This window comes from Streptomyces dengpaensis (genome assembly GCF_002946835.1).
GTDB classification, from domain to species: Bacteria; Actinomycetota; Actinomycetes; order Streptomycetales; family Streptomycetaceae; genus Streptomyces; species Streptomyces dengpaensis.
This window is the reverse complement of record NZ_CP026652.1, coordinates 3,891,693-3,906,735: the sequence shown is the minus strand read 5'-3', so window position 1 is coordinate 3,906,735 and position 15,043 is coordinate 3,891,693. Positions and strand designations below refer to the sequence as shown.

General features: G+C 70.7%; 12 protein-coding genes and 1 pseudogene. 9 read left to right on the top strand and 4 right to left on the bottom strand.

Going from position 1 to position 15,043, the window contains the following annotated elements; genetic code table 11:
* Positions 1–74: 74 nt before the first annotated feature.
* The 3 genes from C4B68_RS17875 (at position 75) to C4B68_RS17865 (ending at position 2,556) form a co-directional block, all read left to right on the top strand.
* Positions 75–716, top strand: a complete 642-nt coding sequence (locus tag C4B68_RS17875) for a PadR family transcriptional regulator (RefSeq protein ID WP_099504919.1) — start codon at positions 75–77, stop codon at positions 714–716.
* A gap of 101 nt (positions 717–817) precedes the next feature.
* Positions 818–1,774 (top strand): ATP-binding cassette domain-containing protein, encoded by a 957-nt coding sequence (locus tag C4B68_RS17870; protein WP_099504918.1) that lies wholly within the window; start codon positions 818–820, stop codon positions 1,772–1,774.
* A 53-nt stretch (positions 1,775–1,827) separates the two neighbouring features.
* Positions 1,828–2,556 (top strand): ABC transporter permease, encoded by a 729-nt coding sequence (locus C4B68_RS17865; protein WP_099504977.1) that lies wholly within the window; start codon positions 1,828–1,830, stop codon positions 2,554–2,556.
* Positions 2,557–2,635: 79 nt separating this feature from the next.
* On the opposite strand, the gene gad is transcribed toward C4B68_RS17865, so the two are convergent.
* Both gad and C4B68_RS17855 read right to left on the bottom strand, forming a co-directional pair.
* The gene (gene gad / locus C4B68_RS17860; RefSeq protein WP_099504976.1) at positions 2,636–4,048 is read right to left on the bottom strand and encodes a glutamate decarboxylase; all 1,413 of its coding nucleotides are present in this window, start codon (positions 4,046–4,048) and stop codon (positions 2,636–2,638) included.
* A gap of 69 nt (positions 4,049–4,117) precedes the next feature.
* Positions 4,118–5,334, bottom strand: a pseudogene (locus C4B68_RS17855) (ion channel protein).
* Positions 5,335–5,525: 191 nt separating this feature from the next.
* On the opposite strand from C4B68_RS17855, the gene C4B68_RS17850 reads away from it, so the two are divergent.
* The gene (locus tag C4B68_RS17850; RefSeq protein WP_099504917.1) at positions 5,526–6,296 is read left to right on the top strand and encodes a MerR family transcriptional regulator; all 771 of its coding nucleotides are present in this window, start codon (positions 5,526–5,528) and stop codon (positions 6,294–6,296) included.
* Positions 6,297–6,550: 254 nt separating this feature from the next.
* Positions 6,551–7,558 carry a DedA family protein gene (locus C4B68_RS17845; RefSeq protein WP_099504916.1) on the top strand — a complete coding sequence of 336 codons (1,008 nt, stop codon included), beginning with the start codon at positions 6,551–6,553 and terminating at the stop codon, positions 7,556–7,558.
* Positions 7,559–7,609: 51 nt separating this feature from the next.
* Here C4B68_RS17845 and C4B68_RS17840 read toward each other — a convergent pair whose 3' ends face one another.
* Together C4B68_RS17840 and C4B68_RS17835 are read right to left on the bottom strand one after the other, a co-directional pair.
* Positions 7,610–9,253: a threonine/serine exporter family protein gene (locus C4B68_RS17840; protein ID WP_099504915.1), complete on the bottom strand. Its 1,644-nt coding sequence runs from the start codon at positions 9,251–9,253 to the stop codon at positions 7,610–7,612.
* A 107-nt stretch (positions 9,254–9,360) separates the two neighbouring features.
* A complete protein-coding gene (locus C4B68_RS17835) occupies positions 9,361–9,852 on the bottom strand; it encodes an inorganic diphosphatase (RefSeq protein WP_030599677.1) in 492 nt (163 codons plus the stop codon).
* A 79-nt stretch (positions 9,853–9,931) separates the two neighbouring features.
* On the opposite strand from C4B68_RS17835, the gene dacB reads away from it, so the two are divergent.
* The 4 genes from dacB to hpt all read left to right on the top strand — a co-directional run bounded on the left by dacB (position 9,932) and on the right by hpt (position 14,953).
* Positions 9,932–11,497, top strand: coding sequence for a D-alanyl-D-alanine carboxypeptidase/D-alanyl-D-alanine endopeptidase (gene dacB, locus C4B68_RS17830; RefSeq protein WP_099504914.1), 1,566 nt, complete (start codon positions 9,932–9,934; stop codon positions 11,495–11,497).
* 384 nt (positions 11,498–11,881) lie between these two features.
* Positions 11,882–13,006 (top strand): zinc-dependent metalloprotease, encoded by a 1,125-nt coding sequence (locus C4B68_RS17825; RefSeq protein WP_099504913.1) that lies wholly within the window; start codon positions 11,882–11,884, stop codon positions 13,004–13,006.
* Between the two features lie 192 nt (positions 13,007–13,198).
* Positions 13,199–14,317: a tRNA lysidine(34) synthetase TilS gene (tilS, locus tag C4B68_RS42470; RefSeq protein WP_099504912.1), complete on the top strand. Its 1,119-nt coding sequence runs from the start codon at positions 13,199–13,201 to the stop codon at positions 14,315–14,317.
* Between the two features lie 75 nt (positions 14,318–14,392).
* Entirely contained in the window at positions 14,393–14,953 is a 561-nt protein-coding gene (hpt, locus tag C4B68_RS42465; RefSeq protein ID WP_099504911.1) for a hypoxanthine phosphoribosyltransferase, read from the top strand.
* Positions 14,954–15,043 lie beyond the last annotated feature (90 nt).

The window sequence follows — 15,043 nt, the reverse complement described above, 5'->3', positions numbered from 1 at the left end:
GTGTCAGCGCGACCGCCTTCGCGGTGGTGGCCCGGGAGCAGGCGGTCTGACCCCCGCACTCTAGGCTGGACCGCATGTCAGCGATCCGTCTCCTCGTGCTGGGTGCCGTCCGCCAGCACGGGCGGGCCCACGGCTACCAGGTGCGCAACGACCTGGAGTACTGGGGCGCGCACGAGTGGTCCAACGCCAAGCCCGGCTCGATCTACCACGCGCTCAAGCAGATGGCGAAGCAGGGGCTGCTGCACGCCCACGAGATCGCACCGTCCACGGCCGGCGGCCCGCCGCGCACCGAGTACGAGATCACGGACAAGGGCACCGAGGAGTTCCTGGCGCTGCTGCGCGAGTCCCTGACGTCGTACGACCAGAAGATGGACGTCCAGTCGGCGGCGATCGGCTTCATCGTCGACCTGCCGAGGGACGAGGCGGTGGCCCTCCTCAAGGAGCGGATCCGGAAGATCGAGGAGTGGCGGGGCGCCGTCACCCAGCACTACGTGCCCGAGGACGGCCCTCAACAGCTCGGCCACATCGGCGAGATCATGAACCTGTGGGTCCACTCCGCCGACGCCGACGCCGAGTGGACGCGTGGTCTGATCGCCCGGATCGAGAGCGGGGCCTACACGTTCGCGGGGGAGGGTGAGCCGTTCGTGGGGGTCCTCAAGGAGGGCGAGGAGAACCCGTACGCGACCGGGACCCCGCATCCCGGGGATCGCGGCTAATCAAGTTGACGAGTGCCTCTCGGGGGAATACTTTGGATAGGTAGTCAAGTTTGACTAGAGGCCTTGGTTCGGAGAGTGAGCCAGAGGGTGGAGGGAGTCGGATGACCAACGCGGTCCTCGCCGAGGGTGTACGGAAGCGGTACGGGGACAAGGCGGCCCTGGACGGACTCGATCTGGCGGTGCGGCGCGACACCGTCCACGGCCTGCTCGGTCCGAACGGCGCCGGAAAGACCACCATGGTGCGCATACTGACCACGCTGCTGCGGCCCGACGAGGGCCGGGTGGAGGTCGCCGGACACGACGTCGTGCGCGAGGCCCGCCGGGTCCGGCTCCGCATCGGCCTGCTCGGCCAGCGCGCCGCGCTCGACGAGGAACTCGGCGGCCGCCAGAACCTGGAGATGTTCGGACGCCTGCACCACCTGGGCGCCCGGCACGCGCGCGTGCGGGCCGACGAGCTGCTGGAGCGCTTCGGTCTCACGGACACCGGACGCAAACCGGTCCGCGCCTACAGCGGCGGCATGCGGCGCCGCCTCGACCTCGCCGCGTCCCTGATCACCGAACCGGAAGTGCTCTTCCTGGACGAGCCGACGACCGGGCTCGACCCGCGCGGCCGGGCGGAGGTGTGGTCGGCGGTGCGCTCGCTGGTCGGCGGCGGCACCACGGTCCTGCTCACCACCCAGTACCTGGAGGAGGCCGACCAGCTCGCCGACCGCATCTCCGTCGTCGACCACGGGCGCGTCATCGCGGACGGCACCGCGGACGAGCTGAAGGCCCGCACGGGCGGCGACCGCATCGACGTGGTGCTGCGCGGCGGCGGCCAACTGGGCGCGGCGGTGGCCCTGTTGCCGTTCCCCGCCGAGGGCGTCTCGGTGGACGCCGACCGGCGGCTCCTCAGCGCCCCGGTCACCGACCGCATGGCGGCGCTCGCCGGAGCCGTACGCGCCCTGGAGGAGGCCGGGATCGAGGCGGAGGACATCGCCCTGCGCCGCCCGACGCTGGACGAGGTGTTCCTGCACCTCACCGGAGACCACCACCGACTGAAGGAGCCCGCCGCGTGAGTAGCTACGAGGGAGGCCGCGTGAGCGCCTATCCCCTGATCGACTCCTGGACGATGACCCGCCGCGAACTGGCCCACTGGGCACGGCAGCCGGTCCAGATGCTCGTCGGGCTCGTCTTCCCCGTGATGCTGCTGCTGATGTTCGGCTACCTGGTCGGCGGCGGCAGGGGCATCGAGGGCGAGTACGTGGACTTCCTGGTACCCGGCATGCTCGCGCTCACCATGGCCTTCGGCCTGGAGGGCACGATGCTCGCCGTCACCCAGGACCTCAACAAGGGCGTGATCGACCGCTTCAGGTCCATGCCCATGGCCAACGGCGCGGTCCTGGTGGGCCGTTCGGTCGCCGACATGCTCCAGTCGGGACTTGGTCTCGCCATCCTGCTCGGCGTCGGGTACGCGATCGGCTGGCGCGTCCATGGCACGCCCGGCGCCTTCCTGGGAGCCGTAGGCCTTCTCCTCCTCTTCCGTTTCGCGATGCTGTCGATCGGCATCGAGCTGGCGCTGGTCGCGGGGAAGCCGGAGTTGGTGCAGGCCGTGCAGATCCTGGTCTGGCCGGTCGGCTTCCTGTCCAACGCCTTCGCGACCCCCGACTCAATGCCCGGCTGGCTGGGCACGGCGGTCGAGTGGAACCCGATGTCCCAGACGGCGACCGCGGTACGCGACCTCTTCGGCAACCCCGGCGGGGAGCCGGGGCACGTCTGGGCGGCCGTGATCTGGCCGCTTGCCCTGCTGGCGGTCTTCTTTCCGCTGGCGGTACGGAAGTTCGCCCGGCTCAGCGCGTGAAGCGGGACTAGGGATTGTCCGGCGGATCAGGTCGGGCGTGGCAGGCCCCGCCTCTGCGGCATGATCCGCCGGACAGGCCCTAGTGGTGGAAGCTGATCGCCTTGCTCTTGTCGTGTGTCAACGGGTGCGGCTGGCGGCGCAGTGCGGGCATCAGGCGGCTCAGGTCCTCCAGGAACAGTTCGGCGAGGTCGCTCGTGAAGCCGTTGCGGCACACCACGCGCAGGACGGACAGGTCCTCGCGGTTGGCCGGGAAGGTGTACGCGGGCAGCAGCCAGCCGTGTTCCCGCATCCGCCGGGACACGTCGAAGACGTCGTACGAGGTCACGTCGGGCCCCGTGGTGAAGGCGAAGACCGGCAGCTGGTCGCCCCGGGTGAGCAGGGTGAAGTCGCCCAGCGCCTCGATGCGCTCGGCGAGTCCCTGGGCCACGTCCCGGGTGGTCTGCTGCACGGCCCGGTAGCCCTCCCGGCCGAGGCGCAGGAACGTGTAGTACTGCGACACGACCTGGGCGCCCGGCCGGGAGAAGTTGAGCGCGAAGGTCGGCATGTCGCCGCCCAAGTAGTTGACCCGGAAGACGAGTTCCTCCGGCAGCTCGGCCGGCGACCGCCACAGCGCCCAGCCGACGCCCGGGTAGACCAGGCCGTACTTGTGCCCCGAGGTGTTGATCGACGACACCCTCGGCAGCCGGAAGTCCCAGACCAGGTCCTCGTCGATGAAGGGCGCGATCATCGCTCCGGAGGCGCCGTCGACATGGACGGGGATGTCGAGGCCCGTGCGTTCCTGGAGCGCGTCGAGGGCCGCGCACAGCTCGTCGATCGGCTCGTACGACCCGTCGAAGGTGGAGCCGAGGATGCCGACGACCCCGATGGTGTTCTCGTCGCACAGCTCGGCGGCCGCTTGGGGGTCGAGGTGGAACCGGTCGCCCTCCATGGGGACTTGGCGTGCCTCGACCTCCCAGAAGGTGCAGAACTTGTCCCAGCAGACCTGGACGTTGATGCCCATCACGAGGTTCGGGCGGACGTCCCTGGAGGGGTAGCGGTCCGCGTTCCGCGCGGCCCAGCGCCGCTTCAACGCCATTCCGGCGAGCATGCACGCCTCGCTCGACCCGGTGGTCGAACAGCCCGTCGCGGCCGACGGATCCGGCGCGTTCCACAGGTCGGCGAGCATCGCCACACAGCGCCGCTCCAGCTCGGCCGTGCGCGGGTACTCGTCCTTGTCGATCATGTTCTTGTCCCGGCACTCCGCCATCAGGACCCCGGCCTGCGGCTCCATCCAGGTGGTGACGAAGGTGGCGAGGTTCAGTCGCGCGTTGCCGTCCAGCATGAGCTCGTCATGGACGATCTGGTACGCGGTCGTGGGCGCCAGCGGGCTGTCGGGGATCCGGTGCTTGGGCGGGGCCTCGATCATGCCGCTGACCGGGTTCGTCTCCCCGTAGAACGGGTTGACGGACATCGGGCGCTCGTCGGGCTTTTCGTGTCCTCGGTGCAGCGGCATGGTGTCTCCCATCTGATCGGCGGTCGGTGCGGTGGGGTGGTCGGCACTGGTTCAGGGGGCCTTGGCGGTTCACCGGATCGGGGTTCCGTCGTCGTGAAGTTGCATCTGGGGTCTGCCGGTCACCAGCAGCCAGGCCGGCAGGGACGCGATGCACATCAGGGGGAGCATCGCGGGAGAGGCCACCAGGACGGCGGCCGTGAACAGGCTCAGCCAGGCCTGCCGGGTGACCGCGAGGAGCAGGCCCAGCACGCCCGCGGACACGCCGACCGCGGGATCGACCGCGGGCATCAGCGCGTGGGCGCACAGGCCGAAGGCGCCGCCGACGAAGACGGACGGGAAGATCCGGCCGCCGCGGAACCCGCAGGACGCGGCGACGAGCAGTGCCGTCAGCTTCACCACGGTCATCGTGGCGAACTGCCCGGCCGACCAGCCGCCGGGATTCCTCGCCAGGTCCCCGATCTCGTCGAGGCCCTTGAAGAGCGTCAGATGCCCGCCGACGGCTGCCAGCAGGCCTAGCACGAGACCACCGGCCGGAAGCGCCGCCATCGGGTGTCCGAGCCGGGCGAAGGCGCCATGGACGTACGGGAAGGCATGGACCGCGGCCATGCCGAGCAGCGCGGCGAGGGGGGCGAGCACGAGCGCGGCGAGGAGGTCGTCCCAGCCGGGCCGCCCGAGCACGGGCAGCCCCAGGTCGAAGGCCGGATGGGCCACCAGGGTGGTCGTGAGCGCACCCGCGGCGGCCGCGACCAGCGGGCCGAACAGGTTGTCCCACAGCAGGCTTTGATGTGCCGCAGGGCGAGCGCTTCGGACAGGAGCAGCGCCGCCGCCACCGGTGTCCCGAACAGCGCGCCGATCGTCGCGGACTCGGCCAGCCCCGCCCACAGGCCGCCCGGCAGCCGTGGCGCGAGTCTGCGTCCCAGCCAGAGCGCCAGCGCGATGTTGCTGGCGATGACCGGGTTCTCCGGTCCCAGGCTCGGACCGCCGGCCAGCATCAGCATGGTCGCCACCAGCAGGCCCGGCACCACGACGGGCGGCATCGGGGCGGACGCCAGACCGAGGGTCGCCGGTTCGGGGCCCGCGTGTCCCGGCGCCTTCCAGACCACGAGACCGACCAGCACGCCCGTCGCGGTGAGGACGACGACCATCCAGAGCACGGAGTACCGCCCGAGGCCCAGCGCGTCCGGCAGTTCCCGCCAGAGGGCGTTCTGGAGCCGCCCGGCGAGCGCGGTCACACCGAGGAGGAGCAGGCTCGCCAGGACACCGACGACGAGCGCCGGGAGGACCAGCGGCAGCAGCGACCGCGTGGGGGCCGCAGGGGCGGGTGACGGTGCCGTCCGGGCCGCTTCGTGGGTCACGCGGTCACCCTAAGCGGGCGAAAGGGACATTACGTGGAGGTGTGGCCCTCCCGAAGGTTTCGGCTTGCACCTCACGCGACGTGAGGGGCCAGCCTGGAGCACGTACCGAGAAGGGAGCGGAAGTGAGCTACTCAGTGGGCCAGGTCGCCGGTTTCGCCGGGGTCACGGTGCGCACGCTGCACCACTACGACGAGATCGGCCTGCTCGCGCCCAGCGAGCGCAGCCACGCGGGCCACCGGCGCTACAGCGACGCCGACCTCGACCGGCTGCAGCAGATCCTGTTCTACCGGGAGCTCGGCTTCCCGCTCGACGAGGTCGCCGCCCTGCTCGACGATCAGGCCACCGGAAAAGCAGACCCGCGCGCGCATCTGCGCCGCCAGCACGTCCTGCTGACCGCCCGGATCGAGAAGCTGCAGAAGATGGCCGCGGCCGTGGAGCACGCCATGGAGGCACGCACGATGGGGATCAACCTCACGCCCGAGGAGAAGTTCGAGGTGTTCGGGGAGTTCGACCCGGACCAGTACGAGGAGGAGGTGCGGGAACGCTGGGGCGGCACCGACGCCTACCGGGAGTCCCGGCGGCGGACGGCCTCCTTCACCAAGGAGGGCTGGAAGCGCGTCACCGAGGAGTTCGACGCGATCCACCGGCGCATGGCCGGCCTGATGGCGGCCGGTACCCCAGCCGACTCCGAGGCGGCGATGGACACGGCCGAGGAGCACCGCCGCTTCATCTCGAACTCGTACTACGACTGCTCGTACGAGATGCACAGCGGTCTCGGCGAGATGTACGTCGCCGACCCACGGTTCACGGCGACGTACGAGAAGATCCGCCCGGGGCTGGCGACGTACATGCGCGACGCGATCACGGCGAACGCGGCGCGCCACGCCTCCTAGGGACCTGGCCCGGCCCGGGAGCCCTGCCCCCGGGCCAGGAACACCGCCGTCCCGTACGCGCACGCGCGCGTGCCGCCAATTTGTACGCACGCGCGCGTGCCACCCACGGCGAGTGGGCTCACAGATTCGTCCCGGCCGGCGCACAGTGCATCCTGGAGACACCGGTGGAACCCGGGGCGGTCACCTTGCGTTGATAGCTTTGTCCAGCCGTACAGGACGCCGTACCTTCCACCACCCCTCAGGAGCCCGGAACCGTGACGACGCTTGCCCTTGGCCCAAGCTGGCTGGATCCGAACACACTCCTGGACAACTTTGGCATCTGGGGCCTGCTGCTCATCGTCTTCGCCGAGTCCGGCCTGCTCATCGGGTTCTTCCTGCCGGGCGACTCGCTGCTGTTCACCACGGGTCTGCTCATCACCGCGGGCACCCTGGACTTCCCGCTGTACGCGGCGATCCCGCTGATCTGCCTTGCCGCGATCCTCGGCGACCAGGCGGGCTACGCCTTCGGCAAGAAGGTCGGCCCCGCGCTCTTCAAGCGGCCCGACTCCCGCCTGTTCAAGCAGGAGAACGTGGTCAAGGCCCACGAGTTCTTCGAGAAGTACGGGCCCAAGTCCCTGGTGCTGGCCCGCTTCGTGCCCATCGTGCGCACGTTCACGCCGATCATCGCCGGCGTCAGCGGCATGAAGTACCGATCCTTCCTCACCTTCAACGTCATCGGTGGCGTCCTGTGGGGCGCGGGCGTCACGCTGCTCGGCTCCTGGCTCGGCAACATCGACTTCGTCAAGAAGAACATCGAGGCGATCCTGATCCTGATCGTCCTCGTCTCGGTGGTGCCGATCATCATCGAGTTCCTGCGGGCCCGCTCCCAGGCCAAGAAGAACCCGCCGCAGGCCCAGAACCAGCCCCAGCAGCCGGCCTTCCAGCAGCAGCCGCCGGTCATGGACGACGCGACGACCCAGCTGCGCCGCGTACCGCCGTCCCACGAGGGCCAGGACCGGGGGTACGGCAACCAGGGCTACCCGCAGGGCAGCCAGCAGCCGCAGCAGCCCCAGCAGCCGTACGGTTCGGACCAGGCCGGCTACGACGAGTACTACGGCTACCCGCAGCAGCCGTACGACCAGCAGTACCCCCAGCAGTACCCCCAGGGCTACCCGCAGCAGCCGTACGGCGGCCAGCAGGACTACCAGCAGGGCCAGCAGGACTACCAGCAGGGCCAGCAGCCGCAGCCGTACCCGTACGGCCAGGGTTATCCGCAGAACTGAGGCACACGTGGGAGGAAGCTCCCCGCAAGGGGCGCCCGAGCTCTCGGGCGCTCAGAACCCCCGCGTCCGCTTGGCCGCACGCCGCCCGGCCGCGCGGCCGGCGCCGGGCACCCGCAGGAACAGCCGGGAGATCTCCGACCCCAGATTCACCCCGATCGCGATGGCCATGGCGAGCGACGCGGCCTTGGCCAGCGAAACCAGCCCCTGGTCGATCTCGTTCTGGGCGATCGACAACAGCCCGAAGTAGGTGGCCGAACCGGGCAGCAGGGGCCCGATCGCCGCAGTGGTGTAGGGCAGCGCGGAAGCGAACCGGTAGCGCGACAGCAGCTGCCCGAACAGCCCCACCAGACCCGCCGCGACGGCCGTGGAGGCGACCGGTGAGAGGCCGCCCACGAAGTGCATCGCCCCGTACACCGACCAGGCCACGCCGCCGTTGAGGGTCACCGCGAGCACGGTGGATCGTTCCTGCTGAAGCAGGACCGCGAAGGTGAGCGCCAGCAGCATCGACGCGGCGATCTGCAGCACGGGCCGCTCGGAGATGTTCAGGGCCGCATCCGGATTGAGCTGGGCGCCCAGCTTCACGCCGAAGTAGAGCACCACGAGGACACCGACGACGATGCCCACGAAGAGGTAAACAATCTCCAACAGGCGTGCGGACGCGGTGATGTAAAAGCCGGTCAGCCCATCCTGCACGCCCGCGACGAGCGCCCGTCCGGGCAGCAGCGCGAACAGCCCACCGGTGATCACCGCTGACGCGTTCACGTCGACGTGCGCCAGCGTGAGCGCGACACCGACCGCGGCCGGCGGCATCGCGGCCGCCGTGAACTGGTAGAACTCCGGCAGCCCGCGCCCCGCGCACAGCCACGCGAGCCGGTCGCCCAGCATCGCGCCGAGCGCCGCGGCGACGAACACGACCGGGCCACCGCCGACGAGCACCGAGGCCGCACCCGCGAGCAGCCCGCCGGCGGCGGTCAGCACCCACCCGGGATACGGGTGCCGGTTGCGCCGGATCTCGGCGAGCCGCCCGTAGGCCTCCTCCAGGGAGATCGCGGCCTCCGGCTCGCTGAGGTCGTCGACGAGCCGGTAGACGGCCGCGAGCCGTGTGTAGTCGGTGCCGCGACGGCGTACCGTCCGTGATGCCGTCACGGGGTCGTCCACCAGGGACGGCTGGTACGAGATCGACAGCAGGGTGAAGGTGACGTTCGGTTCGCAGCGGTCCAGGCCGTAGGAGCGGCAGACGGCGAACATCGCCGCCTCCACGTCCTCGGCGCCCTCGCCGCCCGCGAGGAGCAACTCGCCGATACGCAAGGTCAGGTCGAGCACGCGCGGGACGGCGGGCCCCGCTTCGTCCTCCTTGTGCACCGCTTCGGGCGCGGGACGCTCGGTCACCGGCATCCGCAACATCGTGCGCATCCGGTCCTGCCAGGGTGCGTCCTTGGTCAGACTGACCAAGGGCATGCCCGTCGGCGGCGTGAAGGCGGCCGGGGCGTGCCGGGCGCTGTACGTGCGCGGGGTACTGAACGCCGAACCCTCGGGCTCGGCGCCCGGCGCTTCGGGCGGCAGCAGCCCCTGGGGGACCGCGAACTCCGACGTGGTCCCCGACTCGTCCTCGACCGTCGGCGTCACACCGTCCGGCTGGGCGAAGGCACTCCTCGCCTCGTCCGACTGCGGCTTGCGGTCCTCCGCGTCCGTCACCCACTGCTCCCGACTACGCACCTCCAGTACGCCCAGTATGCGCACAGATAAGCGAACGGGCCGCGCCACCCTCAAGGGGTCACGCGGCCCGCAGGGCACAGGAGGGGTCAGTGACCGCCCTGGTCCTTGAAGCGCTTGTAGGAACGCTCGATCTCGGCCTCGGCCTCGGTGCGGCCCACCCAGTCGGCGCCCTCGACGGACTTGCCGGGCTCCAGGTCCTTGTAGACCTCGAAGAAGTGCTGGATCTCCAGGCGGTCGAACTCCGACACGTGGTGGATGTCGCGCAGGTGCTCCACACGCGGGTCGTGCGCCGGGACGCACAGCAGCTTGTCGTCGCCGCCGGCCTCGTCCGTCATACGGAACATGCCGATCGCGCGGCACTGGATGAGGCAGCCGGGGAAGGTCGGCTCGTCCAGGATGACCAGCGCGTCCAGCGGGTCGCCGTCCTCGCCGAGGGTGTTCTCGACGAAGCCGTAGTCGGCCGGGTAGCTGGTCGAGGTGAAGAGTCGACGGTCCAGGCGGATCCGACCGGTCTCGTGGTCCACCTCGTACTTGTTCCGCGAACCCTTCGGAATCTCGATCGTGACGTCGAACTCCACCGGTGGCTCCTCCATGATCAGCACATAGTTCTGGTGGTTAAGTGTCCCTCACGCAGGTGGGTGATCGCGAAAGGGGCTGGTGGTCGTGCCAGAGCTGAGGGCTTGGCGGGCCGCGAGACCGCATGTGGTGCGGGTCGCGCGGACGGTGAAACCGCATGTGGCGCGGATCACTCAGGCCGTACGGCCGCCTTCCGTGCGGCTCACGACTCCCCAGGTCACAGCCATCGCCGCCACCGTGGGCCTGGCGCTCGCGGCCGGGGCGGTGGCCGCGGCCGGTCCCTGGGACTCCACTGGTCAGCGTACGGCGGAGCGCGACTGGGCCGCATCGCAGGAAGGGGAGGGTGGCGCAGATCACGGACGCCGCTCCGATACGTCCCAGAAGCCGGCCCAGCCCCAACCCGCGCCCAGCGCGGCCTCCGTCCTGGCCCGAGTCGGCGGCTCGGCGAGCGCGGTGCCCGCGCCCGCCGAGAAGGCCCTCGCGGACGTCCTCGACCCGCTCCTGGACAAGGCGGCCGTCCTCGGCGCGCGCCGCACCGCCGTCGTCGTCGACGTGGCGACCGGCAAGCGGCTGTACGGCAAGGGCGCGGACGAGGTCCAGATCCCGGCCTCCACCACCAAGATCGCCACCGCCGTCGCCGCGCTCTCGGCGACGGGACCCGAGCACCGCATCAAGACGCGTACGGTCCTGGAGCCCGACACCAAGGAAGTCGTGCTCGTCGGCGGCGGCGACCCGACACTCACCGCCGAGAAGGACGCGGACGGCTGGGCCAGCCTGCACACCCTCGCCGACAGGACTGCCACCGCCCTGAAGGACCGTCACATGGACCGCGTGACGCTCTCGTACGACACCTCGCTGTACGCGGGTCCCGCGCTGCACCCCATCGGCGTCAACGACAACATCGCGCAGGTCACGTCCCTGATGGTCGACGAGGGCCGTTCCGACGACTCGACCGGCGGACCGGCCGCGCGGGTCCCGGACCCGGCCGCGGACGCGGCCCGTCAGTTCGCCGACCTGCTCCACGACAGGGGCATCAAGACGACGAACCCCGGCCCCTCGAAGGCGACGAACCGCGCCGAGGCCCTCGCCTCGGTCTCCTCGGCGCCTCTGTCCGCCCTGGTCGAGCGCATGTTGACCAACAGCGACAACGACATCGCGGAGGCCCTGGCCCGCCAGGTCGCCCTCGCCTCCGGCGAGCAGCCCAGTTTCGAGGGTGACGCGAAGGCGATGCACGCGCAGCTGAAGAAGCTCGGACTCCCGCTGTCCGGCACGAACTTCGCGGACGGCAGCGGCCTGAACCGCGCCGACCGGCTCTCGGCCGACCTGCTCACCGCGCTGCTGGCCAAGGCCGGCGACCCGGCCCACCCCGAACTCCGTCCGGTCCTGACCGGTCTGCCCGTCGCGGGCTTCACCGGCACCCTCAGCACCCGCTACAGCGACGACCCGGCCGCCACCGGTGTGGTCCGCGCCAAGACCGGCACGCTGACCGGCGTGAACACCCTCGCCGGCACCGTCGTGAACGCCGACGGCCGCCTCCTGGCCTTCGCCTTCCTGGCATCCGACGAGGCCGACCCACCGAACACCGTGGAGGCAAGAGCAGCCCTGGACCACGCGGCAACGGCACTGGCGGCGTGCGGCTGCAGGTAGGTACCGGGGCAGGTACCGCTGTGGGCGCTGGGCGCGCCGCTTACTGCTGTGGCCAGTCACCCCGCCAGTCGCAACTGCTGTGGCCAGTCACCCCGCCAGTCGCAACTGCTGTGGCCAGTCACCCCGCCAGTCGCAACTGCTGTGGCCAGTCACCCCGCCAGTCGCAACTGCTGTGGGCAGTAACCCCGCCGGTCGCAACCGCTGTGGGCAGTCGTCCCGCAGGGCGGGACGGGTGGGTACAGCCGACAGCGCCGGGTGCCAGCCCGAACAGGCCCCGGCCCCAGTCGACCCAGAGGGTGCCAAGGACACCGCGAGCCTCACGACAAGGGGCCCCCGGCCTCGTATCCCTAACCGCAGCCGGACACGCTCACGTACGGTTGACGCATGACGAGCATCGGTGGTGCCGAGATGGTCGACTGGAATCTCGCGGTGGCGACCGCGACCCGGCTCGTGCGGCCGGGCCCCGAGGTGAGCCGCGACGAGGCCAGGTCCGTCGTCGCGGAACTGCGCCGGCACGCGAAAGCCTCGGAGGAGCATGTCCGGGGCTTTACTCGTATGGGCGAGGACGTCGTGCACGACACCCCCGTACTCGTCGTCGACCGCCCCGGCTGGGTGCGGGCGAACGTCGCCGGGTTCCGGGAGATCCTCAAGCCCCTCCTCGACAAGATGCAGGAGCGGCGGGGGAACACCCCGGGCGGAGCCGTTCTCGGCGCCGTCGGCGGCAAGGTCACCGGCGTGGAGCTGGGCATGCTGCTGTCGTTCCTGTCGTCGCGGGTCCTCGGGCAGTACGAGACCTTCGCCCCGGCCACCCGGGAACTGCCCGCCGGGGCGAACGGCGGAGGCAGGCTCCTGCTGGTCGCGCCGAACATCGTGCACGTGGAGCGCGAACTCGACGTGGAGCCGCACGACTTCCGTCTGTGGGTGTGTCTGCATGAGGAGACGCACCGCACCCAGTTCACGGCGGTGCCCTGGCTGCGCGACCACCTGGAGGGCGAAATCCAGTCGTTCTTGGGGGAGACCGACGTCGACCCCATGACCGTCCTTGAGCGCATCAGGGAGGCCGCCCAGTCCCTCGCGGGGTCGCGCCCCGACACCGAGGAGGACGACGGCGGCCGCTCCCTCGTGGAAATCGTGCAGACGCCCGCCCAGCGGGAGATCCTCGCCCGGCTGACCGCCGTGATGTCCCTTCTGGAGGGCCACGCGGACTTCGTCATGGACGGAGTGGGCCCCGCCGTGGTCCCGTCCGTGGGCGAGATCCGCGAGAAATTCCAGCAGCGCCGCGCCAAGGGGGCCTCCCGCCTGGACATGGCCCTGCGCAAGCTGCTTGGTTTGGACGCCAAACTCAGGCAGTACAGGGACGGCGAGCGGTTCGTGCGGTCGGTCGTCGAACAGGCCGGCATGGACGGGTTCAACCGCGTGTGGACCTCCCCGAACACCCTCCCGACCAAGGCGGAGATCTCCAAACCGGCGGACTGGGTCGCGCGGGTGCACCGCACAGCAGAGTCGTGAACCCTACGGGAAGGTCGTGAAACGAATCCGGCCGACGGCAGGCGAACGCCCCTCCAATCACCCGTCCGAGGGACCGTGAGCCATGGGTAGGCGTGCAATGCTCGGGGAACGGCCCGGTTCTGTCACCATCTACACACTCTGAGTGACCGACCTCGGGCTCACCCCCCGAAAACTTCATGAAGGGAACCGGACATGGGTCCCCATCCTGCGGTCGCGGCGATACGCCTGGCGGTTCGCCGCGTACTCCACGACATCCTCTCCGAGCACACGCCCGCCCCCGACACCGCGCGCACGCCCGCCGCCGGTGTCGCGCGCCGGTTCGCCCCCGACGCGGAGCGGGTGCCCGCTCCCGGTACGCGGCGCACCACCCCGGCCAGGGCCCCGCACGAGCAGCTGCCCCCGCCGCTCGTCCTGGTCGCCTGCTCCGGCGGCGCCGACTCCATGGCGCTCGCCTCCGCCCTCGCCTTCGAAGCCCCCAAACTCGGCATCCGCGCCGGTGGCATCACCGTCGACCACGGTCTTCAGGACGGCTCCGACCTGCGCGCCGACGAAGTCGTGCTGCGCCTCACCGAGCTGGGGCTGACCCCGGCCGAGTCCATCGCCGTCGACGTCGGCCGCGACGGCGGTCCGGAGGCCGCCGCCCGCGACGCCCGGTACGCAGCCCTGGACGCCGCCGCCGAGCGCCACGGCGCCGCCGCGATCCTGCTCGGCCACACCCGCGACGACCAAGCCGAAACCGTCCTGCTGGGCCTCGCCCGCGGCTCCGGCATCCGCTCCCTGTCCGGAATGGCCGCGGTCTCGGGGGCCGACGGCCGTTACCGCCGCCCCTTCCTGCATCTGGACCGGCAGACCGCCCGCAAGGCCTGCATGGTCCAGGCGCTGCCCGTCTGGGACGACCCGCACAACGCCGACCCGGCCTACACCCGCTCCCGGCTGCGCCACGAGGGCCTGCCCGCCCTGGAGAAGGCGCTCGGCAAGGGCGTCGTCGAGGCACTCGCCCGTACGGCCCAGCTCTCGCGCGACGACGCCGACGCCCTCGACGCGTGGGCCAGCCAGGCCGAGGCCTCCGTGCGCGACGCGGCCGGCCTCCTGGAATGCGCCAAGCTCTACGCGCTGCCCCCCGCCGTACGCCGTCGCATCCTGCGCCGCGCCGCCATCGAGGCAGGCGCCCCGGCCGGTTCGCTGTTCGCCCGTCACATCGAAGAAATCGACCGGCTGATCACCGGCTGGCGCGGCCAGGGGGCCATCAATCTCCCCGGCAAAGTCGTCGCTCAGCGACAGGGTGGCAGACTGGTGATTCGGCAAGGCTGAAATGCGCCCCTTCAGGGAGGCGCCCGGTCTCCCCTCCGGGGAGGGAGCGATCAGCCGGTGGGACGACCGAAAGTGATGCGGGTGGACGCGAAAGACATGGGCACCGACCTCAAGTCGGTGCTCATCACCAAGGAAGAGATCGACGCGAAGCTGGCCGAGCTGGCCGCGAAGATCGACGCGGAGTACGCGGGCAAGGACCTGCTGATCGTCGGGGTTCTCAAGGGCGCCGTCATGGTCATGGCGGACCTGGCGCGTGCGCTGTCCACCCCGGTCACCATGGACTGGATGGCCGTGTCCTCGTACGGCGCCGGCACGCAGTCCTCCGGTGTGGTGCGGATCCTCAAGGACCTCGACACCGACATCAAGGGCAAGCACGTCCTCGTCGTCGAGGACATCATCGACTCCGGGCTGACCCTCTCCTGGCTGATCTCCAACCTCGGCTCCCGCGAGCCCGCCTCCCTCAAGGTGTGCACGCTGCTGCGCAAGCCGGATGCGGCGAAGGTCGCGATCGACGTGGAGTGGGTCGGCTTCGACATCCCGAACGAGTTCGTCGTCGGCTACGGCCTCGACTACGCCGAGAAGTACCGCAACCTCCCGTTCGTCGGTACGCTCGCGCCTCACGTCTACGGCGGCTGAGCCTCCGCCCTTCCGAGGGCGGCTCAGTCCCGGTAGGACGTTCGGGAACCCCAGCGGGTTTCGCGCCGTTGGAGCATGCGTAGGCGGGAT